22 protein-coding genes are annotated in these 25,984 nt (G+C 56.0%); 10 read left to right on the forward strand and 12 right to left on the reverse strand.

Annotation, left to right across the window (positions count from 1 at the left end; genetic code table 11):
* Positions 1-169: 169 nt before the first annotated feature.
* From lpdA to pdhR, 4 genes are all read right to left on the reverse strand, one after another.
* Entirely contained in the window at positions 170-1,594 is a 1,425-nt protein-coding gene (gene lpdA, locus DDA898_RS17955) for a dihydrolipoyl dehydrogenase (RefSeq protein WP_038912642.1), read from the reverse strand.
* Between the two features lie 214 nt (positions 1,595-1,808).
* Entirely contained in the window at positions 1,809-3,689 is a 1,881-nt protein-coding gene (gene aceF, locus DDA898_RS17960; protein WP_038911945.1) for a pyruvate dehydrogenase complex dihydrolipoyllysine-residue acetyltransferase, read from the reverse strand.
* A 13-nt stretch (positions 3,690-3,702) separates the two neighbouring features.
* Positions 3,703-6,366, reverse strand: coding sequence for a pyruvate dehydrogenase (acetyl-transferring), homodimeric type (gene aceE / locus DDA898_RS17965; protein ID WP_013319442.1), 2,664 nt, complete (start codon positions 6,364-6,366; stop codon positions 3,703-3,705).
* A gap of 132 nt (positions 6,367-6,498) precedes the next feature.
* Entirely contained in the window at positions 6,499-7,263 is a 765-nt protein-coding gene (gene pdhR, locus DDA898_RS17970; protein WP_013319443.1) for a pyruvate dehydrogenase complex transcriptional repressor PdhR, read from the reverse strand.
* 647 nt (positions 7,264-7,910) lie between these two features.
* Between pdhR and DDA898_RS17975 the strand changes: the two genes are divergently transcribed.
* The gene (locus tag DDA898_RS17975) at positions 7,911-9,257 is read left to right on the forward strand and encodes an amino acid permease (RefSeq protein WP_038911946.1); all 1,347 of its coding nucleotides are present in this window, start codon (positions 7,911-7,913) and stop codon (positions 9,255-9,257) included.
* A 76-nt stretch (positions 9,258-9,333) separates the two neighbouring features.
* Here DDA898_RS17975 and ampE read toward each other — a convergent pair whose 3' ends face one another.
* Positions 9,334-10,188 carry a beta-lactamase regulator AmpE gene (gene ampE, locus DDA898_RS17980; RefSeq protein ID WP_013319445.1) on the reverse strand — a complete coding sequence of 285 codons (855 nt, stop codon included), beginning with the start codon at positions 10,186-10,188 and terminating at the stop codon, positions 9,334-9,336.
* Positions 10,189-10,194: 6 nt separating this feature from the next.
* Positions 10,195-10,755, reverse strand: coding sequence for a 1,6-anhydro-N-acetylmuramyl-L-alanine amidase AmpD (ampD, locus tag DDA898_RS17985; RefSeq protein WP_038911947.1), 561 nt, complete (start codon positions 10,753-10,755; stop codon positions 10,195-10,197).
* Positions 10,756-11,196: 441 nt separating this feature from the next.
* Between ampD and DDA898_RS17990 the strand changes: the two genes are divergently transcribed.
* The 5 genes from DDA898_RS17990 to hofC all read left to right on the forward strand — a co-directional run bounded on the left by DDA898_RS17990 (position 11,197) and on the right by hofC (position 16,478).
* Positions 11,197-12,060 (forward strand): nucleoside-specific channel-forming protein Tsx, encoded by an 864-nt coding sequence (locus DDA898_RS17990; RefSeq protein ID WP_013319447.1) that lies wholly within the window; start codon positions 11,197-11,199, stop codon positions 12,058-12,060.
* A gap of 150 nt (positions 12,061-12,210) precedes the next feature.
* On the forward strand, positions 12,211-13,101 hold the full coding sequence (gene nadC / locus DDA898_RS17995) for a carboxylating nicotinate-nucleotide diphosphorylase (RefSeq protein ID WP_038912643.1): 891 nt from the start codon (positions 12,211-12,213) through the stop codon (positions 13,099-13,101).
* 261 nt (positions 13,102-13,362) lie between these two features.
* Positions 13,363-13,806: a prepilin peptidase-dependent pilin gene (gene ppdD / locus DDA898_RS18000; protein WP_038911948.1), complete on the forward strand. Its 444-nt coding sequence runs from the start codon at positions 13,363-13,365 to the stop codon at positions 13,804-13,806.
* A 5-nt stretch (positions 13,807-13,811) separates the two neighbouring features.
* Entirely contained in the window at positions 13,812-15,263 is a 1,452-nt protein-coding gene (gspE, locus tag DDA898_RS18005) for a type II secretion system protein GspE (RefSeq protein ID WP_038912644.1), read from the forward strand.
* A 9-nt stretch (positions 15,264-15,272) separates the two neighbouring features.
* Positions 15,273-16,478, forward strand: a complete 1,206-nt coding sequence (gene hofC / locus DDA898_RS18010) for a protein transport protein HofC (RefSeq protein ID WP_038912645.1) — start codon at positions 15,273-15,275, stop codon at positions 16,476-16,478.
* Positions 16,479-16,588: 110 nt separating this feature from the next.
* On the opposite strand, the gene DDA898_RS18015 is transcribed toward hofC, so the two are convergent.
* Positions 16,589-17,629 (reverse strand): GMP reductase, encoded by a 1,041-nt coding sequence (locus DDA898_RS18015; RefSeq protein WP_038911950.1) that lies wholly within the window; start codon positions 17,627-17,629, stop codon positions 16,589-16,591.
* A 167-nt stretch (positions 17,630-17,796) separates the two neighbouring features.
* Here DDA898_RS18015 and coaE point away from each other — a divergent pair, with 167 nt between their 5' ends.
* Genes coaE through yacG form a run of 3 tightly spaced genes read left to right on the forward strand, consistent with a single transcriptional unit; the run spans position 17,797 to position 19,394 of the window.
* Positions 17,797-18,423: a dephospho-CoA kinase gene (gene coaE, locus DDA898_RS18020; protein ID WP_038902075.1), complete on the forward strand. Its 627-nt coding sequence runs from the start codon at positions 17,797-17,799 to the stop codon at positions 18,421-18,423.
* A complete protein-coding gene (gene zapD / locus DDA898_RS18025; protein ID WP_038911951.1) occupies positions 18,416-19,165 on the forward strand; it encodes a cell division protein ZapD in 750 nt (249 codons plus the stop codon). Before coaE ends, zapD begins: the two co-directional genes overlap by 8 nt.
* A gap of 43 nt (positions 19,166-19,208) precedes the next feature.
* The gene (gene yacG / locus DDA898_RS18030) at positions 19,209-19,394 is read left to right on the forward strand and encodes a DNA gyrase inhibitor YacG (protein ID WP_071604607.1); all 186 of its coding nucleotides are present in this window, start codon (positions 19,209-19,211) and stop codon (positions 19,392-19,394) included.
* Positions 19,395-19,484: 90 nt separating this feature from the next.
* Here the strand turns inward: yacG and mutT are convergent, their stop codons facing one another.
* The 3 genes from mutT to secM all read right to left on the reverse strand — a co-directional run bounded on the left by mutT (position 19,485) and on the right by secM (position 23,241).
* Entirely contained in the window at positions 19,485-19,886 is a 402-nt protein-coding gene (gene mutT, locus DDA898_RS18035; RefSeq protein ID WP_081639263.1) for an 8-oxo-dGTP diphosphatase MutT, read from the reverse strand.
* Positions 19,887-19,955: 69 nt separating this feature from the next.
* Positions 19,956-22,643 carry a preprotein translocase subunit SecA gene (gene secA, locus DDA898_RS18040; protein ID WP_038911953.1) on the reverse strand — a complete coding sequence of 896 codons (2,688 nt, stop codon included), beginning with the start codon at positions 22,641-22,643 and terminating at the stop codon, positions 19,956-19,958.
* Positions 22,644-22,740: 97 nt separating this feature from the next.
* Entirely contained in the window at positions 22,741-23,241 is a 501-nt protein-coding gene (gene secM / locus DDA898_RS18045) for a secA translation cis-regulator SecM (protein ID WP_038902079.1), read from the reverse strand.
* A gap of 27 nt (positions 23,242-23,268) precedes the next feature.
* Here secM and DDA898_RS18050 point away from each other — a divergent pair, with 27 nt between their 5' ends.
* Positions 23,269-23,790 carry a DUF721 domain-containing protein gene (locus DDA898_RS18050; RefSeq protein WP_038911954.1) on the forward strand — a complete coding sequence of 174 codons (522 nt, stop codon included), beginning with the start codon at positions 23,269-23,271 and terminating at the stop codon, positions 23,788-23,790.
* A gap of 16 nt (positions 23,791-23,806) precedes the next feature.
* On the opposite strand, the gene lpxC is transcribed toward DDA898_RS18050, so the two are convergent.
* Both lpxC and ftsZ read right to left on the reverse strand, forming a co-directional pair.
* On the reverse strand, positions 23,807-24,724 hold the full coding sequence (gene lpxC, locus DDA898_RS18055; protein WP_038911955.1) for a UDP-3-O-acyl-N-acetylglucosamine deacetylase: 918 nt from the start codon (positions 24,722-24,724) through the stop codon (positions 23,807-23,809).
* A 94-nt stretch (positions 24,725-24,818) separates the two neighbouring features.
* Positions 24,819-25,970 carry a cell division protein FtsZ gene (ftsZ, locus tag DDA898_RS18060; protein WP_012886159.1) on the reverse strand — a complete coding sequence of 384 codons (1,152 nt, stop codon included), beginning with the start codon at positions 25,968-25,970 and terminating at the stop codon, positions 24,819-24,821.
* Between the last annotated feature and the right edge of the window lie 14 nt (positions 25,971-25,984).

A 25,984-nucleotide genomic window follows, 5' to 3' on the forward strand; every position in this document is an offset into this window, starting at 1 on the left:
AAACATCGTTCCTTTTCGGTGATTTGGATTGTAAGTGAAGCAGATAACGCTGGCATGACGAGATCGGAATTCTGGGAGGCAGGTAAAAAAAATCCGGCAACAAGTGCCGGATAGACATTGAAACAGCAAGAAGTATCGCGCCCCGCCGCGCTGGCGACGGGGAAACGGATTATTTCTTCTTCGCTTTCGGATTCGGCAGGTCGGTAATGCTACCTTCGAACACTTCAGCGGCCAGACCTACAGATTCGTGCAGGGTTGGGTGGGCGTGGATAGTCAGCGCGATATCTTCCGCATCGCAACCCATCTCGATCGCCAGGCCAATTTCACCCAGCAGCTCGCCGCCGTTGGTGCCGACAATCGCGCCACCGATCACACGGTGCGTTTCTTTGTCGAAAATCAGCTTGGTCATACCGTCGGAGCAGTCGGATGCAATCGCACGGCCGGACGCGGCCCACGGGAATACCGCGGTTTCGTAGCTGATGCCTTTTTCCTTCGCTTCTTTCTCGGTCAGGCCGACCCAAGCCACTTCCGGCTCGGTGTAAGCGATGGACGGGATCACCTTCGGATCGAAGTAGTGTTTCTTGCCCGAGATGACTTCGGCCGCCACGTGGCCTTCATGCACGCCTTTGTGCGCCAGCATCGGCTGACCGACGATGTCGCCGATGGCATAGATGTGCGGTACGTTGGTGCGCATCTGTTTGTCGACGCGGATGAAACCGCGATCGTCAACTTCCACGCCAGCCTGACCTGCATCCAGCAGTTTGCCGTTCGGTACACGGCCGATAGCCACCAGCACCGCGTCATAACGCTGCGGTTCCGCCGGCGCTTTCTTGCCTTCCATCGATACGTAGATGCCGTCTTCTTTGGCTTCTACCGCGGTCACTTTGGTTTCCAGCATCAGGTTGAATTTCTTGCTGATGCGCTTGGTGAAGACTTTAACGATGTCTTTGTCGGCAGCCGGGATGACCTGATCGAACATTTCAACCACGTCGATCTGCGAACCCAGCGCATGGTACACGGTGCCCATTTCCAGACCGATGATACCGCCGCCCATTACCAGCAGGCGTCCAGGGACGCTCTTCAGTTCCAGCGCATCGGTGGAATCCCATACGCGCGGGTCTTCATGCGGAATGAACGGCAGCTGAATCGGACGAGAACCGGCCGCGATGATAGCGTTGTCGAAGTTCACCGTGGTGCTGCCGTTTTCGCCTTCCACCACCAGGGTGTTCGGGCCGGTAAATTTACCGAAGCCATTGACCACTTTAACTTTACGGCCTTTAGCCATACCAGCCAGACCGCCGGTCAGCTGATTGATAACTTTTTCTTTCCAGGTACGAATCTTATCGATATCGGTCTGCGGTTCGCCAAACACGATGCCGTGCTCAGCCAGCGCTTTGGCTTCTTCGATAACTTTCGCCACGTGCAGCAGTGCTTTGGAGGGGATACAGCCTACGTTCAGACATACGCCGCCCAGCGTGGAATAGCGCTCGACCAGCACGGTGTCCAGACCCAAGTCTGCACAACGGAACGCCGCGGAGTAACCTGCGGGGCCCGCGCCAAGTACCACCACCTGAGCTTTAATTTCAGTACTCATCATGACCTCTTAATTAATTTCCGGCGGGTCTGTGACGTCATTGTTGTTGAGTCTTAACGCCCTCTTCCACCGGGACGTGTCTTTGCCGCGGTAGTTTACAAAATCGTTAACAATTTTGAAACAACAAGCGACTAACGATTTGTCCTTAATCACTGATAGCTGCAACAAAGAACAGCTTATCAGAAAAAAGCCGGCCGTCAGGCCGGCTTTTCGATTACATCACCAGACGGCGAATGTCAGACAACGTGTTGTTGATGATGGTAATGAAGCGCGCACCATCAGCACCGTCAATGACACGGTGGTCGAAGGACAGAGAGATCGGCATCATCAGACGCGGAGTAAACTCTTTACCATTCCAGACCGGTTCCATAGCGGACTTAGACACACCCAGGATAGCCACTTCCGGCGCGTTGACAATCGGCGCGAAGTGAGTGGTACCGAGGCCGCCGATGCTGGAGATAGTGAAGCATCCGCCCTGCATTTCGCCGGCGGTCAACTTACCGTCACGGGCTTTCTTAGAGATAGTCATCAGTTCACGAGACAGCTCGATGATGCCTTTCTTGTTAACATCTTTGAACACCGGAACCACCAAACCATTCGGGGTATCAACCGCTACACCGATGTTGATGTATTTCTTCAGCGTCAGACGTTGGGCATCTTCAGACAGCGAACTGTTGAAACGCGGCATCTGCTCAAGCGCAGCGGCAACGGCTTTCATGATGAACACAACCGGGGTGATCTTCACGTCCAGTTTGCGCTTCTCTGCTTCCACGTTCTGCTGTTTACGGAACGCTTCCAGATCGGTGATGTCGGTTTTGTCGAAGTGCGTAACGTGCGGGATCATCACCCAGTTACGGCTCAGGTTCGCGCCAGAGATCTTCTGGATGCGGCCCAGTTCCACTTCTTCGACTTCGCCGAACTTGCTGAAGTCGACTTTCGGCCACGGCAGCATGCCCGGCAGACCGCCGCCAGCAGCAGCGGCAGGCGCGGACTCAGCGCGTTTCACCGCGTCTTTCACGTAAGCCTGAACGTCTTCGCGCAGGATACGACCTTTACGGCCTGTGCCTTTGACTTTCGCCAGGTTGACGCCAAACTCACGCGCCAAACGACGGATAACCGGGGTAGCGTGAATGTAAGCGTCGTTCTCGGTGAACTCGCCCTTGCTGTCGGCTTTCGCCGCAGCCGGCGCCGGCGCTGCCGCAGGCGCGCTGGAGACCGGAGCTGCTGTCGCAGCGGCTGGAGCTGCAGCCGCTGTCGGCGCGGCACCTTCCACTTCGAAGACCATGATCAGCGAGCCGGTTTTCACTTTATCGCCGGTGCTGATCTTGATCTCTTTCACGGTGCCCGCGAACGGTGCCGGAACTTCCATAGAGGCTTTATCGCCTTCTACGGTGATCAGAGATTGTTCAGCGGCAATTTTGTCGCCCACTTTGACCATGACTTCAGTGACTTCAACTTCGTCGCCACCGATATCCGGTACGTTAACGTCTTTCGGACCAGACGCCGCAGCGGCGGGTGCCGCAGCCGGGGCCGCTTGCTGGGCCGGAGCCGCAGCGCCAGCGACACCAGCGACTTCAAACACCATGATCAGCGAGCCGGTTTTCACTTTGTCACCGGTGTTGATCTTGATCTCTTTCACCACGCCTGCGAACGGCGCCGGGACTTCCATAGAAGCCTTGTCGCCTTCCACAGTGATCAGTGACTGCTCAGCGCTCACGCTGTCGCCCACTTTCACCATGACTTCGGTGACTTCGACTTCGTCGCCGCCGATGTCCGGCACTGCGACTTCTTTGACCGCGCTGGCGGCGGCCGGAGCCGCGGCAGGCGCCGGCGCAGCAGCCGCCGGCGCAGCAGCCGCCGCACCTTCAGCTTCAAAGACCATGATCAGTTTGCCGGTTGCGACCTTGTCGCCCACCGCCACTTTAATCTCTTTGACCACACCGGCTTGCGGTGAGGGCACTTCCATGGACGCCTTGTCGCCTTCAACGGTAATCAGCGACTGCTCGGCTTCCACTTTGTCACCCACTTTGACCAGCACTTCGGTGACTTCAACTTCATCTGCACCGATATCCGGTACGTTGATTTCGATAGCCATTACTCTTTCCCTCTTATGCTACGCGCGGGTTAACTTTTTCAGGGTCGATGTTGAATTTCTTGATGGCTTCAGCCACCACGGACTTTTCAACTTCACCGCGTTTAGCCAGTTCGCCCAGCGCAGCCACGACCACGTAGGACGCGTCCACTTCAAAGTGGTGACGCAGGTTTTCACGGCTGTCGGAACGACCGAAGCCATCGGTGCCCAGTACGCGATAATCGCTGGCCGGAACGTAGGTACGAACCTGCTCGGCAAACAGTTTCATATAGTCGGTAGACGCGACTGCCGGTGCATCGTTCATCACCTGAGCGATATACGGTACGCGCGGCGCTTCGGTCGGGTGCAGCATGTTCCAACGCTCGCAGTCCTGACCATCGCGGGCCAGTTCCGTGAAGGAGGTAACGCTGTACACGTCGGAACCGATACCGTAATCCTTCGCCAGAATCTGCGAAGCTTCGCGCACGTGACGCAGGATAGAACCGGAACCCAGCAACTGAACTTTACCTTTGCTGCCCGCCACGGTTTCCAGCTTGTAGATACCTTTGCGGATGCCTTCTTCGGCGCCCTGCGGCATAGCCGGCATGTGGTAGTTTTCGTTCAGCGTGGTGATGTAGTAGTAAACGTTTTCCTGCGCGTCGCCATACATGCGGACCAGACCGTCATGCATGATTACCGCAACTTCGTAAGCGAAAGCCGGGTCGTAAGAAATACAGTTCGGGATAGTCAGCGACTGGATGTGGCTGTGACCGTCTTCATGCTGCAGACCTTCACCGTTCAGCGTGGTACGACCGGAGGTACCGCCGATCAGGAAGCCGCGCGCTTGCTGGTCGCCCGCTGCCCAGCACAGGTCGCCGATACGCTGGAACCCGAACATGGAGTAGTAAATGTAGAACGGGATCATCGGCAGGTTGTTGGTGCTGTAAGACGTTGCCGCCGCCAGCCAGGAAGCGCCTGCGCCCAGTTCGTTGATGCCTTCCTGCAGGATCTGACCTTTCAGGTCTTCCTTGTAGTAGGCAACCAGTTCGCGGTCCTGCGGGGTGTACTGCTGGCCGTTCGGGCTGTAGATACCGATCTGGCGGAACAAGCCTTCCATACCGAAGGTACGCGCTTCATCGGCGATGATCGGAACCAAGCGGTCTTTGATCGACGGGTTCTTCAGCATCACGTTCAGAGCACGCACAAACGCGATAGTGGTGGAGATTTCTTTGGTCTGCTCTTCCAGCAGAGGAGCGAAATCTTCCAGCGTCGGCAGTTCCAGCTTCTCATCAAACGTCGGCTGACGGCTCGGCAGGTAGCCGCCCAGCGCCTGACGACGTTCGTGCAGGTATTTATACTCTTCGGAATCTTTATCGAAGGTGATGAACGGCAGTTTCTCGATGTCGGCGTCAGACACCGGCACATTGAAACGATCGCGGAAGTAGCGCACGCCGTCCATGTTAACTTTCTTAACCTGGTGAGCAATGTTCTTGCCTTCCGCCGCGTCGCCCATCCCGTAACCTTTGATGGTGTGCGCCAGAATAACGATCGGTTTGCCTTTGGTGTCCTGCGCTTTTTTCAGTGCAGCGTAGACTTTCTTCGGATCGTGGCCGCCACGGTTAAGCGACCAAATTTGATCGTCGGTCCAGTCTGCAACCAGTGCGGCGGTTTCCGGGTATTTACCGAAGAAGTGCTCGCGCACGTAGGCGCCGTTTTTGGATTTGAAGGTCTGGTAGTCGCCGTCAACGGTTTCGTTCATCAGTTGGATCAGTTTGCCGCTGGTGTCTTTACGCAGCAGTTCATCCCAACGATTACCCCACATCACCTTGATCACTTCCCAGCCAGCGCCACCGAAGATGCCTTCCAGCTCGTTGATGATCTTGCCGTTACCGGTGACCGGGCCGTCCAGACGCTGCAGGTTACAGTTAATGACGAACACCAGGTTGTCCAGTTTTTCGCGGGTCGCGATGGTGATGGCGCCTTTAGATTCCGGCTCGTCCATCTCGCCGTCGCCCAGGAAAGCGTAAACGGTTTGCTTAGAGGTGTCTTTCAGGCCACGGTTTTCCAGATATTTCAGGAATTTAGCCTGGTAGATGGCGCCAATCGGGCCCAGACCCATGGAAACGGTCGGGAACTGCCAGAAAGTCGGCATCAGTTTCGGATGCGGGTAGGAAGACAGGCCCTTACCATCCACTTCCTGACGGAAGTTGTTCATCTGCTCTTCGGTCAGACGACCTTCCACGAATGCACGCGCATAAACCCCTGGGGAAATATGGCCCTGGAAATACACCAGATCGCCGCCATCCTGTGCGTTACGGGCACGGAAGAAGTGGTTAAAGCACACTTCGTAGAAGGTCGCGGCCGACTGGAAGGAAGCCATGTGACCGCCCAGCTCCAGATCCTTTTTAGACGCACGCAGTACTGTCATGATCGCGTTCCAACGGATGGTGGAACGAATACGGCTTTCCAGATCAAGGTTACCCGGATATGCGGGCTCATCTTCAACCGCGATGGTGTTAACATAGTTGCTGCCAGCGCTGCCCGCAGCCACTTTCACACCACCTTTGCGTGCTTCGGACAGTACCTGATCAATCAGGAACTGAGCGCGCTCAACACCCTCTTCACGGATAACCGATTCGATCGCCTGCAGCCAGTCACGCGTTTCGATCGGATCCACGTCATTGTTCAAACGTTCTGACATGGTGTATTCCTTATCTGTTTCTAATCAGTGGATTTGTCTGGAGCCTGTCTTCCTGCGTTCTGTTCCTGCCGGAGAAAGCGCAGGAAGACAGGCCCTTCGTCTTGTTGCCGCACACGGCCGCCAGATGGCGGCCTAATCCTTGCGTTGCTGGAGCCGGCGCAACGAACGTTCCCGCCGACTATGTTCCCGGTTAAGTTCCAGCAATACTTCCTCGATAAATGCCAGGTGACGATGTGATGCTTCGCGCGCCTTTTCCGGCTCACGGGCGACAATCGCCTCAAAAATCCTGGCACGATGGCTACTCACCTGCGTCAGAACTTCACGACTCAGATAAAGCAACTCAAAATTCTGTCTGACGTTCTGTTCGAGCATCGGTCCCATACAGCGTAACAGGTGCAACAGCACTACGTTATGCGCGGCCTCGGTCACCGCCACTTGATAGTGCATGACGGCCTCGGACTCCCCTTCCAGGTCACTGGCTTCGCGCGCGGTTTCAATCTGGGCATGGCAATCGCGGATGCGCTGCAGATCTTCTTCAGTGCCGCGTAAGGCGGCGTAATAAGCGGCGATGCCTTCAAGGGCATGACGGGTTTCGAGGAGGTCGAACTGAGCTTCGGGGTGATTACTCAACAGTTCCGCCAGCGGATCGCTAACGCTCTGCCAGAGGTTATTCTGCACAAAGGTGCCGCCGCCCTGACGGCGCAACAGCAAACCTTTGGCTTCCAGCCGTTGAATCGCCTCGCGCAGCGAGGGACGGGAAACATCAAACTGTTTTGCCAGTTCGCGTTCCGGCGGCAGTTTCTCTCCGGGGCGCAAGGTTCCCTCAAGGATCAGAAACTCCAGTTGCTGTTCAATCACATCTGACAGTTTGGGCTGACGGATCTTGCTGTAGGCCATGTGGATTCTTCCCGGCGAAAAAGCGCGGAGTCAATTGGTAATACCAATTTTAAAAACGTGACGCACAAAGTAACAAAGTATTCACCTTCTGTCCATACGGACGTTGTGCGAAATCACCAATCACCTCACTTTTTAACAAATGCCCACAATCTTGTGGCAAAAGCACGAATCGGTCAGTGGTATGACCATTCTTGAAGCCCGGGCGTTTTAACTTTTTTGAAACCCTAATCAGGCAAAGCTGAACCGTTCAACCCGCAACAATTAGCATTTAAATTCAAAATAAAAGCATAAGAATTCAAAATGAATGTAACTCGCCATCGTCTTATTCAGCAATATTTCTAACATATCGCAGCTGTATGACATGGATAAGGCAACCACACCGCTTCCTGTCCACGCCACGATAAAATAGCGCCCCCATACCGTACAGATGACGGTGATCATGACATCACACTTTTATGTCGTGCCTCGCAAGAAATCAGTGCAATTATCTGCGCTTATCACTATTCTCTGACGCGCGATAGCGTTGGCGGCGATTTAGGTTTGTCAGCGTCGTAAATATAAAATTACACATACGTAAAAAGACAAACGCCAGCCCGCGCCACACCGTCGGTGAACGGTTTGTCTTTTCATCGGCAGAGGGTAAAAGTATGCAAGATCAACAAGACGGTACGCTGCAGCGCGGCCTGAAAAACCGTCATATACAGTTGATTGCTCTGGGGGGTGCGGTTGGTACCGGGCTGTTTCTTGGGATCGCGCAAACAATCAAAATGGCCGGGCCGTCCGTCCTGCTGGGTTATGCGATCGGCGGTCTGATCGCGTTTTTCATCATGCGCCAGTTGGGCGAAATGGTAGTGGAAGAACCGGTGGCCGGTTCGTTTAGCCACTTCGCCTATAAATACTGGGGCAACTTTGCTGGTTTCGCCTCCGGCTGGAACTACTGGGTGCTCTACGTGTTGGTGGCGATGGCGGAGCTGAGCGCCGTCGGCATCTACGTTCAGTACTGGTGGCCGGACATTCCCACCTGGGTTTCCGCCGCGGTGTTCTTCGTGCTGATTAACGCCATTAATCTTGCCAACGTAAAAATGTACGGCGAACTGGAATTCTGGTTCGCGATTATCAAGGTCGTGGCGATTGTCGGCATGATCGCGTTCGGCGGCTGGCTGCTGCTGAGCGGTCACGGCGGACCGGAAGCCACCGTCACCAACCTCTGGGCGCAAGGCGGCTTCTTCCCCAACGGCGTCGTCGGTTTGGTTATGGCGATGGCGGTGATCATGTTCTCTTTTGGCGGGCTGGAGCTGGTGGGGATTACCGCCGCAGAAGCAGACAAACCGGAAGAAAGCATTCCCCGCGCCACCAATCAGGTGATTTATCGCATCCTGATTTTCTATATCGGTTCGCTGACCGTTCTGCTGTCGCTCTATCCGTGGGGTAAAGTGGTCGAAGGCGGTAGCCCGTTCGTGATGATTTTCCACGCGCTGAACAGTGAGCTGGTCGCCAATATCCTGAATATCGTGGTACTGACGGCGGCGCTGTCGGTATACAACAGCTGTGTCTACTGCAACAGCCGCATGCTGTACGGCCTGGCCAAGCAGGGGAACGGCCCGCAATCGCTGCTGAAAGTAGACCGTCGCGGCGTGCCGGTAGTGGCGATTGGCGTTTCTGCGCTGGCAACCGCGCTGTGCGTGCTGATCAACTATGTATTGCCCGGCAAAGCGTTTGAGCTGCTGATGGCGCTGGTGGTGTCCGCACTGGTCATCAACTGGGCGATGATCAGTCTGGCGCACCTGAAATTCCGCGCCAGTAAAGAGCGCGAAGGGGTTCAGACCCGGTTTAAAGCGCTGTGGTTCCCGTTCGGCAACTATCTGTGTCTGGCATTTATGGCCGGTATTCTGGTGATCATGTATCTGACGCCGGGAATTCAGATCTCTGTCTTACTGATCCCGGTCTGGCTGGCGGTGCTGGGCATCGGTTATCGCTTCAAAAAGCGTCGCTAAACCTTAACACTTCTATCATGGCCGCGTCGGCGGCCATGATGTTTTCACCCCGCGCCTGCGTTATTCCACCCCTGCGTTATACCAGCGTACCGTAAATAGTCAGCAGCGCCACGACGACAACCAGCACCAGCGTTACCTTCTTCGCCAGCGACACCGCCGCCCTCGGGGTGGAAATCGGATCGCTATGCGTCTCTCGCTCCAGTGAAAATTGCGCCAGTTGCGTCAATACCCAGTATTGGGAAGAACGCACGTCCATCATGGCGGCAAACCAGGCCGGCAGCGCCTTCTCGCCATGCCCCAGCAGCGCATAGGCCGCGCCAGCCAGCCGCACCGGGATCCAGTCCAGCCAGTGCAGTAAAGTATCGACGCCGGAATTCGCCCGCTCCAGCGGCGTGTGATGACGGGCCAGGCAGCATTGCCGTGCGCGCAGCACCGAGTAACCGACCAGCGCCACCGGGCCGTAAGGGCCGGCAGCCACAAACCAGAACAATGGCGCCAGATAAAAACGGAAATTCAGCCACAGCAACGCGTTCTGCAATTCTTTTAGCCGTTCACGTTCGCTGGCATCCAACGGCAGGCCGTGAATCAGCGCCAGCTCCTCGGCCATTTCCCGGCAGGCATCCGCCTCGCCACGCTGGGCGGCCTGAATATAGCGATGATAGTGCTGCCGCGTTTCCCCGGCGCCGATGCACAGCAGCCCAACCACAATCCATAATAACAACAGCGGCAAGCCGAATAGCCATCCGCTAAGCAGCCACTGCGCCGCCAGCACCGTCACCATTCCGGCGATAGCCAGCAGCAAAGTCTGTACCAGCGATGGTGCGGAAAGATGACGGAACACCCGTTCCAGATGGTGATCCAGTTGCCAATGATCGCCACGTTTAAACAACCGCTCCCACCCCAGAACCAGCAATAGGCTAAACAACGTCATCAGTGGTTACTCCCCTTGTTCCGGCTGTGTCTGCCATAACCGTTGATACCGCGCCCAGTCGAACATGGGACCGGGGTCGGTCTTGCGTCCCGGCGCGATATCGCTATGCCCGGTAATACGAGCTGGCGTAATGCCATAGGTCGCGCTCAGCAGCCGGGTCACTTCCGCCAGCCGCGCATACTGCTCTGTGGTAAACGGCAGCGTATCGGTGCCTTCCAGTTCAATGCCGATGGCGAAATCGTTACAGCGCTCTCGCCCGTCAAACTGTGACACTCCGGCATGCCAGGCCCGCTGATCGAACGCCACATACTCTACGATTTCGCCGTCGCGGCGAATCAGGCAGTGCGCCGACACCCGCAGGTGGCATATTGAGGCAAAATAGGGATGCGCTCCCCCATCCAGCGTACCGGTAAACAGTTGATCGATATAAGGCCCGCCGAATTCGCCCGGAGGCAGGCTGATGTTGTGAATCACCAGCAGAGAAGGCAACTCGCCTCCCGGGCGGTCATCCTGATGCGGCGACAGAACGTGTCTGACGTCTGTCAGCCAGCCATGCTCCACTTTCATCAACGCTCCTTTTCTCTGACATGCCATTCAGCAAACGATCGTCGCCCACCCGACCTGTTTATATCATGCTCAATCCGGGCAAGGCGTTACACCGTCTAACCGACTGATCGCACTCATCATGCCGACCATCTTACCGCATCCATCATGTTCCTGACGTGTTAAAAAAAGCATTCCGACTTATCCGCCAGGACCACGCCTGGATACGCACACAAACCATGATGTTCTTCTCTTCTTCTGGTATGCTGCGCCCCTTCTTTCCGACAGGCACCCGACGCGCGCGCCACCGCAGGCAAACGTTTTCGTCACTGCGCATCGCCGGAAAGTTTCTCAGCACTTATGTTTGTTATTACAGTTTTGTTATCACGCTCCGAATCGCTATCCGCTGGTCAGGCTGTACACGCCAGGCGGCTGACAACGGTTCTGGCAATACAGAGAATCGCCATGAAAAAAATCCTTGCCGCCTGTGCAATCAGTACACTGTCGTACAGTTTACCTACCCTTGCCGACGGGAATTCCCCGCAATACCTCTCCGACTGGTGGCACCAGAGCATCAATGTGGTGGGCAGCTATCACACTCGTTTCGGACCTCAGTTAAACAATGATTTGTATCTGGAATATGAAGCTTTCGCCCATAAAGACTGGTTTGACTTCTATGGCTATGTCGACGTGCCGAAAGTCTTTGGCGCCGGCAACACGCCAGATCGCGGCATCTGGGACAAAGGCTCTCCGCTGTTCATGGAGATCGAACCGCGTTTTTCCATTGATAAACTGACCAATACCCAACTGGGCTTCGGGCCATTCAAAGAGTGGTACGTCGCCAACAACATCATCTACGATCAAGGCCAAAATAACGACTCGCGCCAGAGCACCTGGTACGTAGGTCTGGGAACCGATATCGATACCGGAACCGACCTGTCCCTGTCCGCCAATATCTATGCCAAGTATCAGGGGCAGAACTACGGCGCGCCGAATGAAGATCGGTGGGATGGCTACCGTTTCAAAATCAAATACTTTTACCCGATTACCTCATTGTGGGGCGGCAAGCTGACCTATATCGGCTTCACCAACTTCGACTTCGGCTCCGACCTGGCTAATAACGCCGGTCCGTCCCGCACCAGCAATGCGATTGCCTCCAGCCATATTCTGGCGTTGAATTATGATCACTGGCACTACTCGGTCGTCGCCCGTTACTTCCATAATGGCGGTCAGTGGGCCGATGGCACCGAGCTGGATTTCGGCCGTGGCCCGTTCAATGTCCGCTCCACTGGATGGGGCTATTACCTGGTGGCCGGTTACAACTTCTAATCCTCCACCATTGCGTATCCCGGTCATAGCCGGGATACCAAATAAACTCAAACAATACGTTGAATGATATAAATATTTAATGTAACCGCCGCCTACTAACCGGGGCGGCACGAATTCAGGATTTCCGTCGGAGCAAGTCGGAGCAAAATGATGACAACACGTCGTTATAGTCAGGAACAGCGTCAGGCTGAACTTTTCAGCCGCATTGAGCAGGATATCCCCGTCGGCGTAAGCCTGGCATTACGTGAAGACCTCGGTGGCGATGTCAGCGCGGAGCGCGATATCACCGCGCAACTGTTGCCGGCGGAAACGCAGGCCAACGCGGTGATCATTACCCGCGAAGCCGGCGTTTTCTGCGGGCAGCGCTGGCTGGACGAAGTGTTTCGTCAGTTGGGCGGTCACATCGCCATCGACTGGCTGGTCCGCGACGGTGATGTTCTGACGGAAAATCAGCCGCTGTGCCGGCTGCGCGGCCCGTCCCGCGTACTGCTCACCGGTGAACGCACCGCACTGAATTTCCTGCAAACGCTGTCCGGCGTGGCAACTGAAGTCAGCCGCTATGTGGCGCAGCTGGCGGGTACTCACACCCGATTGCTGGACACACGCAAAACGTTGCCCGGTCTGCGCACCGCACTTAAATACGCGGTACTGTGCGGCGGCGGCAGCAACCACCGTCTCGGCCTGTCGGATGCGTTTCTGATCAAGGAAAACCACATTATCGCCGCCGGTTCCATCAAACAGGCTGTCGAGCAAGCCTTCCAGCTGCGCGGTGATGTGCCGGTGGAAGTCGAGGTGGAGACGCTGGATGAACTGCAACAAGCGCTGAGCGCCGGCGCGGATATCATCATGCTGGATAACTTCACGCTGGAAGGCATCCGCGAAGCGGTAACACTGACGAATGGCCGTGCGCTGCTGGAAGTTTCCGGCAACGTGACGCTGCAAACGCTGCCGGATTACGCCGCCACCGGCGTTGACTATATCTCGGTCGGCGCGCTGACCAAACATGTGCAGGCGCTCGATCTGTCGATGCGTTTTAGTTAGCTCTTCGCGTTCCATCACGGTTCTACTCCATCAGCCCGGCGTCTCCGGGTTGGTGGTTATCCTGCTGCCTTCCTTGCCTTTTCGCTAACGTCTTTTTCGCTTTACCCCATCATTCTGCGAGCGAGCGCGCCTGTTTTCTGCAACCTCCAATCGTTGCACTCCTGGTTTTCGTAGCGGATTCCTGATTGAAAACCTGGCCGTCGCCAGCCACGCCTCTTGTCGTTATCCTGCCGCCACCAGCCACACCAGGGAACCAATAACATGACACAACAAGGATTTTCACTTATTGAACTGATGGTGGTCATCGTCATCATCGCCATCCTGAGCGCGCTGGGGATCCCGGCGTATCAGGGCTATCTGCAAAAAGCCGCCATGACCGACATGCTGCAAACCATGAGCGCCTATAAAACCGCTGTGGATCTCTGCAGCCTCAGTAACGCGGGGCTGGACGGGTGCAGCGCGGGCAGCCAGGGGATTCCAACGCCAACCACATCGCGTTATGTCAGTGCGATCACGGTCAATCAGGGCATCATTACCCTGACCGGCCAGTCGACACTGCAAGGGCTGAGCGTCGTCATGACGCCCTCGCTGGATACTCAGAACGGCGCTTCCCGCTGGACGAGGGCCTGCCAGACCGGCGCCAACGCAGATAACCTGCGTCAGGCATGTGAAGACGTCTTTCGTTTTGACGCTACAGGTGGGTGATGATCATGACTCACAACGCGTTACAACATGAGTTGCAATTACTTTGTCGACGCTATCACGCCCTGCTGCTGGATATGGATGAGCAGGTGGTTTCCATCGCCGTGGCCGGTCTGGTAGCAGAAGAGCTGGTTGCCGCGCTGCGTTTCGCCAGCCACCGACGAGTTCTGGTCGAGCAATGGCCCGCCGCGCGGCTGGAACAACAGCTTACCTCGCCGCAGGCCGAAGAAACCATCGTGCCTTATCAGACTACCGCACCAACATTAGACGAACCCGATGACGCGCCGGTGGTCCAGTTCATCAATCAGACGCTGAAACTGGCGATCCAGCGGCGCGCGTCTGACATCCATTTCGAGCCGTTGCCTGCCGGTTACCGTGTCAGATTGCGTATTGACGGGGTGTTGCATGAAATCCCGTCCGCACCGGATTCACTGGCCGGGCGACTGATTGCCCGGCTCAAAATCATGGGAAAACTCAATATCGCCGAGCGACGTTTGCCGCAGGACGGTCAGTTCAGCCTGCGGCTGGATCAACATGCTTACTCGCTGCGCATCGCCACGTTGCCGGTTCAGGGCGGCGAGAAAGTGGTGCTAAGAGTCCTGCAGACACAACAGCAGGCTCTGGAACTGGATGCGCTGGGCCTGCCCGCCCACGCGTTGCAGCAATTCAAACGGACGCTGAGTTTGCCTCAAGGGTTGATTCTGGTTACCGGCCCCACCGGCAGCGGTAAGACGTTCACACTGTACAGCGCCATCCGCTGGCTAAATGACGTCAGCCGCAATATTTGCAGTGTGGAGGACCCCGTTGAGATTCCGCTGGCCGGCATCAATCAGACCGCAATTCATACCCAAAGTCAGCTGGATTTCGCTCGGGTACTGCGCGCCCTGCTGCGTCAGGATCCGGACGTGATTATGATTGGCGAAATCCGCGATGCCGAGACGGCAGAGATTGCCGTCAAAGCAGCGCAAACTGGCCATCTGGTGCTCTCTACCCTGCATACCAACTCCGCTGCCGACACGCTGGTCCGTCTGGGGCATTTGGGAATTCCCGGTTATCTGCTGGCCGCCGCCCTCAAGCTGGTGATCGCCCAGCGGCTGGTCAGACGATTATGCCCGCATTGCCGCCAGTTGAGCGAAGAGACGACAGCCTTGCCTGACAAGCTGTGGCAAGGCCCGTTACGGCAATGGCGGGCGACAGGGTGCGAACACTGTTTTTCCGGATATTACGGCCGGTCGGCGCTTTATGAACTGCTGCCAGTCACGCCAGCGCTTCAGCAGACGCTGTCTGGTTCCGCATTATCTGGTTCCGTATTGTCCGGCTCCGCATCATGGTCCGACAGCAACCAGCCACTATCCCTGCAACGGGAAACCGGGCTGCTATCCGCCGGGCTGTCATTGGTTCACGAAGGCATCACCTCGCTGGAGGAAGTCTATCGGGTGGTGGGTGAGAGCATTGAATAAGGGCAAATGATGGCCGTACAGAAACTCTATTACTGGCAAGCGCTTCGCAGCGATGGCGAATTCTGCGCCGGTGAACGCATCGGGACTAGCCGGAATGAGATTTACCAGTATCTGCTGGAACTCGGCTACCAGCCTTTGCGCCTCAAAACCGGGCAATACCTGACGCCGCGTTACTGGCGAGGCCCTCAGCTCTCGGTCATCATCCGGCAACTGGCGACATTGCTGCAGGCCGGATTGCCGTTACTGGATGCGCTGGACCTGCTTGGCCGCCAGCACGAAAAAGCGGGCTGGCGCTGCCTGTTGCAGGAAATCCGCCAGCAGGTCGCACAGGGGCGCGCGTTATCGGAAGTATTGGCCGATTATCCCGCCGCCTTTCCGATGATGTGCAGTTCGCTGGTGTCTGTCGGCGAACTGACCGGGAAACTGGATGACTGCTGCGCCCGACTGGCAAACTATCAGGAAAACCAGCGCCAGTTGACCGGGAAGGTGATCAAGGCCCTGCGCTATCCGGCCTTTGTAATTACAGTGGGGCTACTGGTCGCCCTGCTGATGTTAACGCTGGTATTACCGGAATTCGCCGGGTTGTACGCCTCATTTGATGCGCCGCTCCCCTGGCTGACCCGTATGATGCTGAGATTATCGGATGCGCTGAGTCGTCACGGTGTGCTGCTCGTCACCCTTCCCGTGGTGATATTACTGGGCTACCGGCAAATACGCCGGCAAAAAGTGGAATGGCAAAAACGGGAGCAACGGCTACTGCTGAAGCTACCGCTGCTATCTACTCTGGTACGAGGCCATTGCCTGAGCCAAATCTTTCATACTCTGGCGATGACGCAGCAGGCGGGATTGACGCTGCCTTCCGGTCTGAGCGCCGCCGCAACGCTGAATAACCCGGTTTATCGGCAATCGCTCGCTGAGATCAAAAGCCGGCTTGAACAGGGCATTCCGCTCGGACAAGCTATCCATGATGATCCGTTGCTCTATCCTGCCCCTTGCCATCAACTCGTGAGTGTCGGGGAAGAAACCGGCGCGCTGGATCAGTTGTTTGCCCGGCTGGCAGGCTGGTATGAGAATCATACCCGGCAATTTGCGGACACACTGACGCAAACGCTGGAACCGCTGTTACTGGTTATTGTCGGCGGGCTGGTGGGAACACTGGTCATCGCCATGTATCTGCCGATTTTCCAGTTAGGGAATGTACTGGCAGGCGCCTGAGCTCGCCAGTACATATCCACGTCACACCTCAAGTTCACGTCATACACTTCACGTTGCCGGCGCGTTGGCTGTCCTGCAACGCGAATAGGTGGGATATATCAGCAGGGGGGTCAGCCGTTAAACACCCGATTTTCCTGCTCGACGACCCGAATGAAGGTCGTGCGCTTGGTCAGCTCCTTCAGGCGTGACGCACCCACGTAAGTACAGGCAGAGCGCAACCCGCCGAGAATATCGCGCACGGTATGTTCTACCGGACCGCGCAATGGCAGACGTACCGTCTTGCCTTCCGCCGCACGGTACTCAGCAACGCCGCCGACATGCCGTTCCATCGCGGAGGTGGAACTCATGCCGTAAAACAGCATCATTTTCCGGCCGTCCTCTTCAATGATATCGCCGCCGCACTCTTCGTGCGCCGCCAGCAAGCCACCCAGCATCACGAAATCGGCGCCGCCGCCAAAGGCTTTGGCCACATCGCCCGGCACGGTACAGCCGCCGTCGCTGACAATCTGCCCCCCCAGACCGTGTGCCGCATCGGCGCATTCGATCACCGCCGACAGTTGCGGATAACCAACGCCGGTTTTCACCCTCGTCGTGCAAACCGAGCCGGGTCCGATCCCCACCTTAATAATATCCGCCCCCGACAATAGCAGCTCTTCCACCATTTCTCCGGTCACCACGTTGCCGGCACAAATCACCTTATCAGGAAAGGCTTCACGCGCTTTCTGCACAAAGTTGACGAAATGCTCCGAATACCCGTTAGCCACATCAATACAGATAAACTTCAGCTCCGGCGATAACGCCAGAATCTGCCGCATGTTCTCGAAATCACCATCAGACGTGCCGCTTGATACCATCACATGACGCAATACGGCAGCGGGTGTACTGTCGACAAACTGTCGCCACTCGGCCACTGAATAGTGCTTGTGCACCGCAGTCAACAACTCAAACGACGCCAGTACCCGCGCCATCTGGAACGTGCCCACCGTGTCCATGTTGGCAGCAATAATGGGTACGCCAGACCAGCCGCAGCCAGCGTGTAGAAAGGTAAACTCACGCGTCAGTTCCACGTCTGCACGGCTTTTCAACGTAGAACGCTTGGGACGGATGAGTACATCTTTAAAACCCAGCTTGATATCTTCTTCAATACGCATGGTGAACAACCTGATGAAGTGAGAATGATGAGTCAGAGAAAGAACCGGTAATAGCACGTCGAACCATAATGATCATACGCCCGAATAATCCGGCGGCAAGACTGCGATTTTCCCTCGATTTGGGCTAGAATCCGGTAAATTTACCCAGCCATTTCCAGTTGATTACCATGGCATACATCGTCGCGCTGACAGGCGGTATAGGCAGCGGAAAAAGTACGGTTGCTCAGGGCTTTGCAGCGCTAGGCGCCACCATCGTCGACGCGGACGTGATCGCCCGTCAGGTGGTTGCTCCTGGGCAGCCCGCTCTGGCAGCGATTGTTGAGTATTTTGGTCGGGAGATATTACAGCCAGACGGCACGCTGAACCGAAACGCCCTGCGAGAACGCATTTTTTCCAACCCGGAGGACAAGCGTTGGCTCAACGCGCTGCTGCATCCGTTGATTCAACAGGAGACCCGGCGTCAGTTAGCGGCCGTTACCACCCCTTATGCGTTATGGGTGGTTCCCTTGTTGGTAGAGAATCGGCTGCAAGGGCAGGCGCAGCGCATTCTGGTGGTGGATGTCCCTCTGGAGACCCAATTGCAACGCACCATGGCACGGGATGGCGTTTCCCGCGCCCAGGCGCAAAACATTCTGGCGTCGCAGGCCAGCCGTGAACAGCGGTTGGCCTGCGCCGATGATATTATCGATAATAATAGCAATCCGAGCGTACTCGCTCCGCGGATTGCCACGCTGCATCAGCATTATCTGACGCTGGCCGCATCCGCAACCGACAGGACGACCCATAATGAGTGACGTTTCCTCAACAGTTCTTTTTGAATATCCGCTGAATGAAAAAATGCGTACCTGGCTACGCCTGGAGTTTTTGCTGCAACAGATGTACGACAATCATGCGTTGAAGGATATTGGCGTTGCCCTGACCTTCTTCCGCGCGGTGGCGGAATTGCTGGATATTCTCGAACGCGGGGACGCCCGCCCTGACCTGCTGAAAGAGCTGGAACGACAGCAACAGAAACTGGCGCAATGGGGCGAATTGCCGGAAGCAGACATTGAGCGCATAACCACACTGCGTCAGAAGCTACGAAACCTGTCGGGTGAACTGATTACCGCTCCACGTATGGGGCAAGGATTACGCGAAGACAAGTTAATCGGCATGGTGCGGCAGCGTCTGAGCCTGCCGGGTGGATGCTGCAGTTTCGACTTGCCCACGCTGCATATCTGGTTGCACCAGTTGCCGGAGCAAAAACAGCGGCAAATCGGCATCTGGCTGGATAGCGTATCGCCACTGAAGCGGTCTCTCGACAGCATACTGGAGCTGATCCGCCATGCGGGCGCCTTCAGGGAACAAATCAGCCTCAACGGTTTCTATCAGGATAATGCAACCGATACCGACCTGCTGCGTTTGCGAATTGCCCTTGAACACCAGATCTATCCACAAATATCTGGTCACAAGACTCGCTACGCCATCCGTTTCCTGCCGCTGGATAGTGATGGACAAACGCCCGCGCGGCTGGCATTTGAACTGGCTTGTTGCTAAGTGAGACCTGTTTTCTGGAGATGAACGTACCGTGGATAACGAAATGACCGTTGTAAATTGCCCTACCTGCGCCAAACCGGTGGAATGGAGCGAAAATAGCCCTTATCGGCCGTTTTGCAGCAAACGTTGTCAGTTGATCGATTTAGGGGAATGGGCCGACGAGGAAAAACGCATTCCCAGCGAGGAAGATGTCTCCGACAGCGACGCCTGGAGCGAAACGCAGCACTAATCCGGTATTCGCTTATCGCCATTTGCTATCGCGATTCATGCCGGCTTCAGGGCATGAATCGCCGGCAATACCGCAATCCTCGGCGGGGATTCAGGCGATGCCCACTTTCAGGCGGCGAATCATCTCGGCGTTGGCGGGCGGAAATTCCTGCTCATCCAGTTCATCAGCGGTTAGCCAGCGCGAAGGTTGGCCTTCACGGCCATACGGCTCGCCGCGCCATTGCTCCACCAGGAAGAAGTGCAGCGTAATCAGGCGTTCGCCCGCCGAAAACGTTTTGCTGTCCAACGGCGTTGGATTGATCACCTCAATCCCCACTTCTTCGTGCAGTTCCCGCACCAGCGCCTGTTCCGGCGTTTCACCTTCTTCGACTTTGCCGCCGGGAAACTCCCATTTACCGGCCATATGCACCCCGGCCGGGCGGCAGGCAATGAAGAACTCTCGCTGCGGATTCCGGATAATCCCCACCGCCACAGATAAAGTTTTTTGCATCATTATCCTTTCAACCAGTGAAAAGGCGGTCAATGACCGCCTTTTATTTGATATATCTTTACGTTATCGGCCTTATTTCTGCAGGCGACCGTGGCACTGCTTGTATTTTTTGCCAGAGCCGCACGGACACGGATCGTTACGACCGATCTTGCGATCGGCATACGGTGAACCCGCTTCATCCTGATGGCTCAATTGCTGCTGACGGGCCAGACGCTCAGCTTCTTCACGGCGCTGCTGTTCCAGCGCTTCGACCTCTTCCGGCATCCGCACCTGAACCTTACTCAGGGTGCTGATCACTTCATACTTGAGGCCTTCCAGCATAGCAGCAAACATTGCGAACGACTCACGCTTGTATTCCTGCTTCGGATCTTTCTGAGCATACCCGCGCAGATGAATCCCCTGACGCAGATAGTCCATCGCCGCCAGATGTTCTTTCCACAGCGAATCCAGCGTTTGCAGCATCACGCCTTTCTCGAAGTTGCGCATAACATCGCTGCCGACCACCTCTTCCTTACGGCCATACAGTTCCACCGCCTGCGCGTAGATACGTTCCCGCAGCGTTTCTTCGTGCAGATCCGGCTCCTTGTCCAGCCATTCGGCGATCGGTAGTTCGAGATCAAAGTCATTTTTCAGGCGCTGCTCCAGCCCCGGAACATCCCACATTTCCTCCAGCGACTGGGGCGGGATATGGGCATCAATGGTGACCTTGAATACGTCTTCACGAATACTGTTGATGGTTTCGCTGATATCAGATGCATCCAGCAGTTCGTTGCGCTGGGTATAGATAGCGCGGCGCTGGTCATTAGCCACATCATCGTACTCAAGCAGTTGCTTACGAATATCGAAGTTGCGGTTTTCCACCTTGCGTTGCGCATTGGCGATCGCCTTAGTCACCCACGGGTGCTCAATCGCTTCGCCTTCTTTCATCCCCAGTTTGCGCATCATGTTGGAAACGCGATCCGACGCAAAAATACGCATCAGCGCATCTTCCATCGACAGGTAGAAACGGGAAGAACCCGCGTCACCCTGACGGCCGGAACGGCCACGCAACTGGTTGTCGATACGGCGGGACTCATGACGTTCGGTGCCGATGATGTGCAGGCCGCCTGCCGCCAGCACGTCATCATGACGCCGCTGCCATTCAGCTTTAATAGCGGCGATTTGGGCTTCGTCCGGATTTTCCTGTTCTGCCACTTCCGCCTGCCAGCTACCGCCCAGCACGATATCGGTACCACGGCCCGCCATGTTGGTGGCGATAGTCACTGCCCCCGAGCGCCCGGCTTGAGCCACGATATCCGCTTCCATCGCATGGAATTTGGCATTCAGCACGTTGTGTTTGATGCCGGCTTTGGTCAGCGCGTGCGATACCACTTCGGATTTTTCGATGGAAATAGTCCCCACCAGCACCGGCTGCCCCTTGGCGGTACGCTCTTTGATATCTTCAATGATGGCGCCGATTTTTTCCTGCTCGGTCATGTACACCAGATCCGGCAGATCTTTACGAATCATTGGGCGGTTGGTCGGCACGACGATAGTATCCAGCTTATAAATCGAGCTGAATTCGAACGCTTCGGTATCTGCCGTACCGGTCATCCCGGCCAGCTTCTCATAAATACGGAAGTAGTTCTGGAAAGTGATCGAGGCCAGCGTCTGGTTCTCGTTGTTGATCTTGACGTTTTCCTTGGCTTCCACCGCCTGATGCAGGCCATCGGACCAGCGACGCCCCTGCATGGTACGGCCGGTATGTTCGTCAACGATAATGACTTCGTCGTCTTTCACAATGTAGTCGACGTCGCGGGTAAACAGCACATGAGCGCGCAGCGCCGCCGTCACGTGGTGCATCAGCATGATGTTGGCCGGCGAATACAGCGACTCGCCTTCTTCCATGATGCCGCCTTTCACCAGCAACTCTTCGATTTTGACCAGACCGCGTTCGGTCAGGTTGACCTGACGGGCTTTCTCATCCACCGAGAAATGGCCTTCGCCTTGGAAAGTGTCGGAATCCTCTTTCTCCTGACGGATCAGGTGCGGGATGATTTTGTTCACCCGCATATACAGTTCGGAGCTGTCTTCTGCCGGACCAGAGATGATCAGCGGGGTACGCGCTTCATCGATCAGGATGGAGTCCACTTCGTCCACCAGCGCGTAATACAGTTCACGCTGCACGCGCTCTTCCGGGCTGAACGCCATGTTGTCGCGCAGGTAGTCGAAACCGTATTCGTTGTTAGTACCGTAGGTAATATCGGCAGCGTAGGCCTCGCGTTTGGCCGGCGCCGGCATCCCCGGCAGGTTGATGCCGACGGACAGCCCCAGGAATTCAAACAGCGGGCGGTTATTTTCGGCGTCACGCTGGGCCAGATAGTCGTTGACGGTCACCACATGTACGCCACGGCCGGTCAGCGCATTGAGGTACGCCGGCAGGGTTGCGGTCAGGGTTTTACCTTCACCGGTACGCATTTCCGCGATGCAGCGCTCGTTCAGCACCATACCGCCGATCAGCTGTACGTCGAAGTGACGCATGCCAAAAACACGCTTACTGGCTTCGCGCACCACCGCGAAAGCTTCCGGCAGCAACGATTCGAGGGTTTCGCCCTTCTTGATACGGTCACGAAATACCTGAGTTTTCGCCTTCAGCTCATCATCAGAGAGCGTCTCCATGTCCGGTTCGAGGCGATTGATCACATCCACAATTTTGCGCATACGGCGCAACGCACGGTCATTACGGCTACCGAAAACTTTGGTCAATAACTTGATTAACATAGTAATTTTAATCTCAACAATGCCAGTCCATCGATGCTGGCACGACATCAGAAAAGGAATCTACGGCTACTTGCCATAGTGCAGCACACTATCGAAGTCAGGCGCGCGGCCCGGCGCGAATGCCCTGAACCTGCGCCAGCCACAGGCCGGCATGATGGGAAGGTGAAAAACGAGTCGGCGCCAGAACGGCGCTGGCAGCAGCGTGCGGTGTCGCCTCGCGCGTCAGCAGCGCATTCAGCGTTTCCAGCAATACCTGATGATGTAACCGGGAAGCCTCTGCCGCCTCAACCACGGTAACGGGTGGAGTAAAAGCAAACGACAGGTGACGAATCACCGTGCGGATGGCATGCTGATGCCAGAAATCATTACTGAATAGCGAACGGCGACGGGAATCTTTTAAAGCCGCCAGATCGGTGAGATTGAAATAAGATACGTTCGGACGACTGATCGCCGATGCGGAATTGGGTGCGGTAGACGCATCGCGTGATTCGGTGAAGTTGGCGGGCAGGCCGAGCGTCGCCGCGACCATGCCCAGCAGCAGGTGAGGCCAGAAATAACGTCTGCCAAATTGTCGCCAACGATTTAAAATACCAATCACAAGTTTCTTTCCGTCGGAGCCTGCGTTATGCGTGATAACCGTCCACAATCACTGGAGTCATTTTTCGATGGCGCATCGCAAACCGGGTCAGGCCCGCTGCATGATATTCAACAACGTGCGCTCGCACTGCTGAAACTCAATCGTGCGGTGCACGCTCTGTTGCCAACAGCGCTGCGTTCGTATTGCCGAGTGGCCAACTATCGTCATGGTCTGCTGGTGCTGGAAACCGCCAGCGCCAACTGGCTGATGCGGCTACGTTATGAACAACCAGCCCTGCTTTCCGCTCTGCGCGCACAAATACTACCATCATTGGCGGCAATCGACATCAGGATTAATCCAGCGCTGGCCGCAAAAATGCATGAAAACGAGAAAACCCATACCATTGTGCCGACAGACGAAACCGCGGTGGCAACCACACGAATTCTCAGTGCGCAGAGTGCGGAAATATTGAAGGGGCTGGCGGAGCAAAGTCCGGAACGACTGCAGAAAATATTAAAACGACTGGCTTCGCTGGCCGGAGAGAATACCAGCGAAAACCAGTCGTCATGATGTCATGTATGGCGGCTCAGGCCAGAACGGTAGACGGTGCCTTGAAAGCCAGCGGCATTTCCGCTTCATCTTCAAAGGTCACGAATTCCCACGCTTCCTGTTTAGCCAGCACAGCCTGCAGCAGTTTGTTGTTCAACGCATGGCCGGATTTGAACGCCGTGAACGCACCGATGATGTTGTGACCGCACATGAACAGGTCGCCAATCGCGTCCAGCATTTTGTGGCGCACGAACTCATCGTCAAAGCGCAGACCATCTTCGTTCAGCACACGGTAATCATCCACCACGATCGCACTATCGAGACTGCCGCCCAGGCACAAACCACGGGACTGCAGATACTCGATATCGCGCATAAAACCAAAGGTACGCGCGCGGCTGATCTGGCGAACAAACGCATCAGCGGAGAAATCCAGCTTGAAGCGCTGTGAACCGGCATCAATCACCGGGTGATTGAAGTCGATGGTGAAATCGAGGCTAAAACCGTTAAACGGCTTCAATTCTGCCCATTTGTCACCGTCTTCTACGCGTACAGGCTGTTTGATACGAACAAACTTCTTGGCACAGTTCAGTTCTTCGATACCAGCATCCAGCAGCAGGTAGACAAACGGACTGGCGCTACCGTCCATGATCGGAATTTCAGGTGCATCTACTTCAACAACAATGTTGTCGATGCCTAATCCCGCCAAAGCCGCATTCAGATGCTCCACCGTCGAAATGCGCACGTCATGCTCATTAACCAGGCAAGTACAGAGCATGGTATCACGCACGGATTTGGCATCAGCCGGAAAATCAACCGGTGGATTCAAGTCAGTACGACGATAGATGACCCCGGTATTTGCCGGTGCAGGACGCATAGTCAGGGTGACTTTCTTGCCGGTATGAAGACCGACCCCTGTCGCCTGTACGATACGTTTTAATGTACGTTGTTTGATCATCGTATTATCTCACATTCATCTGAACCTACGACCTTAGCTTACACTAAGGCCGGCGGCACAGTTTAGCACAAAGAGCGGAGATTCCAACCTGACCTTAGTCAGCCTGCTTACGCAGGAAAGCAGGAATATCGAGATAGTCCGGCTCTTTATTGGTCTGTACGCTCTGGTCGTTCACCACTTTGGCCGCAGGTTTTTCCTGCGTCAGCGGCGCCATGCCATGTTGCTGATAGCGGTGGTCCATAACCGGCTGGCTGCTTTGCTTGTTGGTAACCAGCGTAATTTCCGGACGTTTGTCCATGCCGATGCCGGTGGCGACCACGGTCACCCGCAGTTCGTCGTTCATATCCGGATCCAGCGACGTACCAATCACTACCGTCGCATTATCGGATGCAAACGCGCGAATGGTATTACCAACAGTCTCAAATTCATCCAGACGCAGATCGAAACCGGCCGTAATGTTAACCAGCACGCCGCGCGCGCCGGAAAGGTCGATATCTTCCAGCAGCGGACTGGAGATAGCCATTTCCGCCGCTTCTTCCGCACGGTCTTCACCGCGAGCCACGCCGGAGCCCATCATGGCGTACCCCATTTCGGACATCACGGTGCGCACGTCGGCAAAGTCTACGTTCATAAGGCCCGGGCGGGTAATCAGCTCGGCAATACCCTGTACCGCGCCTTTCAACACGTCGTTAGCCGCGCCGAACGCGTCCAGCAGAGAGATGCCGCGCCCCAGCACTTTCAACAGTTTGTCGTTGGGGATAGTAATCAGCGAATCGACGTGCTTGGACAGCTCCGCGATACCCTGTTCGGCAAACGCCATGCGTTTTTTGCCTTCAAAATTGAACGGCTTGGTCACCACCGCAACGGTGAGGATGCCCAGATCCTTGGCGACTTCCGCCACCACCGGCGCAGCGCCGGTACCGGTGCCGCCGCCCATGCCAGCTGCGATGAACACCATGTCCGCACCTTCCAGCGCAGAACGCAGCGCTTCACGGTCTTCCTCGGCGGAATTGCGGCCCACTTCCGGGTTAGCGCCCGCGCCCAAACCTTTGGTAATACCGCTACCGATCTGGATGGTCTGGCCGACCGCCGTTTTGCGCAGTGCCTGAGCATCGGTGTTAACCGCAAAGAATTCAACACCTTCGATGCGTTCACGCACCATGTGTTCGACGGCGTTGCCGCCGCCACCACCGACGCCGATGACTTTAATCACCGCGTCGTTGGTTAACTCCATTGGTTCAAACATAGTTTCTCTCCGTC

The organism is Dickeya dadantii NCPPB 898, assembly GCF_000406145.1.
GTDB classification, from domain to species: Bacteria; Pseudomonadota; Gammaproteobacteria; order Enterobacterales; family Enterobacteriaceae; genus Dickeya; species Dickeya dadantii.

What these genes read in the sequence shown, in the direction of transcription:
- secA (WP_038911953.1), bottom strand. Translation starts at nt 22,643, where the DNA reads ATGTTAATCAAGTTATTGACCAAAGTTTTCGGTAGCCGTAATGACCGT.
- coaE (WP_038902075.1), top strand. Translation starts at nt 17,797, where the DNA reads ATGGCATACATCGTCGCGCTGACAGGCGGTATAGGCAGCGGAAAAAGT.
- aceE (WP_013319442.1), bottom strand. Translation starts at nt 6,366, where the DNA reads ATGTCAGAACGTTTGAACAATGACGTGGATCCGATCGAAACGCGTGAC.
- ampD (WP_038911947.1), bottom strand. Translation starts at nt 10,755, where the DNA reads ATGAAAGTGGAGCATGGCTGGCTGACAGACGTCAGACACGTTCTGTCG.
- lpdA (WP_038912642.1), bottom strand. Translation starts at nt 1,594, where the DNA reads ATGAGTACTGAAATTAAAGCTCAGGTGGTGGTACTTGGCGCGGGCCCC.
- DDA898_RS17975 (WP_038911946.1), top strand. Translation starts at nt 7,911, where the DNA reads ATGCAAGATCAACAAGACGGTACGCTGCAGCGCGGCCTGAAAAACCGT.
- yacG (WP_071604607.1), top strand. Translation starts at nt 19,209, where the DNA reads ATGACCGTTGTAAATTGCCCTACCTGCGCCAAACCGGTGGAATGGAGC.
- DDA898_RS18050 (WP_038911954.1), top strand. Translation starts at nt 23,269, where the DNA reads ATGCGTGATAACCGTCCACAATCACTGGAGTCATTTTTCGATGGCGCA.
- DDA898_RS17990 (WP_013319447.1), top strand. Translation starts at nt 11,197, where the DNA reads ATGAAAAAAATCCTTGCCGCCTGTGCAATCAGTACACTGTCGTACAGT.
- zapD (WP_038911951.1), top strand. Translation starts at nt 18,416, where the DNA reads ATGAGTGACGTTTCCTCAACAGTTCTTTTTGAATATCCGCTGAATGAA.
- pdhR (WP_013319443.1), bottom strand. Translation starts at nt 7,263, where the DNA reads ATGGCCTACAGCAAGATCCGTCAGCCCAAACTGTCAGATGTGATTGAA.
- ampE (WP_013319445.1), bottom strand. Translation starts at nt 10,188, where the DNA reads ATGACGTTGTTTAGCCTATTGCTGGTTCTGGGGTGGGAGCGGTTGTTT.
- aceF (WP_038911945.1), bottom strand. Translation starts at nt 3,689, where the DNA reads ATGGCTATCGAAATCAACGTACCGGATATCGGTGCAGATGAAGTTGAA.
- nadC (WP_038912643.1), top strand. Translation starts at nt 12,211, where the DNA reads ATGACAACACGTCGTTATAGTCAGGAACAGCGTCAGGCTGAACTTTTC.
- lpxC (WP_038911955.1), bottom strand. Translation starts at nt 24,724, where the DNA reads ATGATCAAACAACGTACATTAAAACGTATCGTACAGGCGACAGGGGTC.
- mutT (WP_081639263.1), bottom strand. Translation starts at nt 19,886, where the DNA reads ATGATGCAAAAAACTTTATCTGTGGCGGTGGGGATTATCCGGAATCCG.
- ppdD (WP_038911948.1), top strand. Translation starts at nt 13,363, where the DNA reads ATGACACAACAAGGATTTTCACTTATTGAACTGATGGTGGTCATCGTC.
- hofC (WP_038912645.1), top strand. Translation starts at nt 15,273, where the DNA reads ATGGCCGTACAGAAACTCTATTACTGGCAAGCGCTTCGCAGCGATGGC.
- DDA898_RS18015 (WP_038911950.1), bottom strand. Translation starts at nt 17,629, where the DNA reads ATGCGTATTGAAGAAGATATCAAGCTGGGTTTTAAAGATGTACTCATC.
- gspE (WP_038912644.1), top strand. Translation starts at nt 13,812, where the DNA reads ATGACTCACAACGCGTTACAACATGAGTTGCAATTACTTTGTCGACGC.
- ftsZ (WP_012886159.1), bottom strand. Translation starts at nt 25,970, where the DNA reads ATGTTTGAACCAATGGAGTTAACCAACGACGCGGTGATTAAAGTCATC.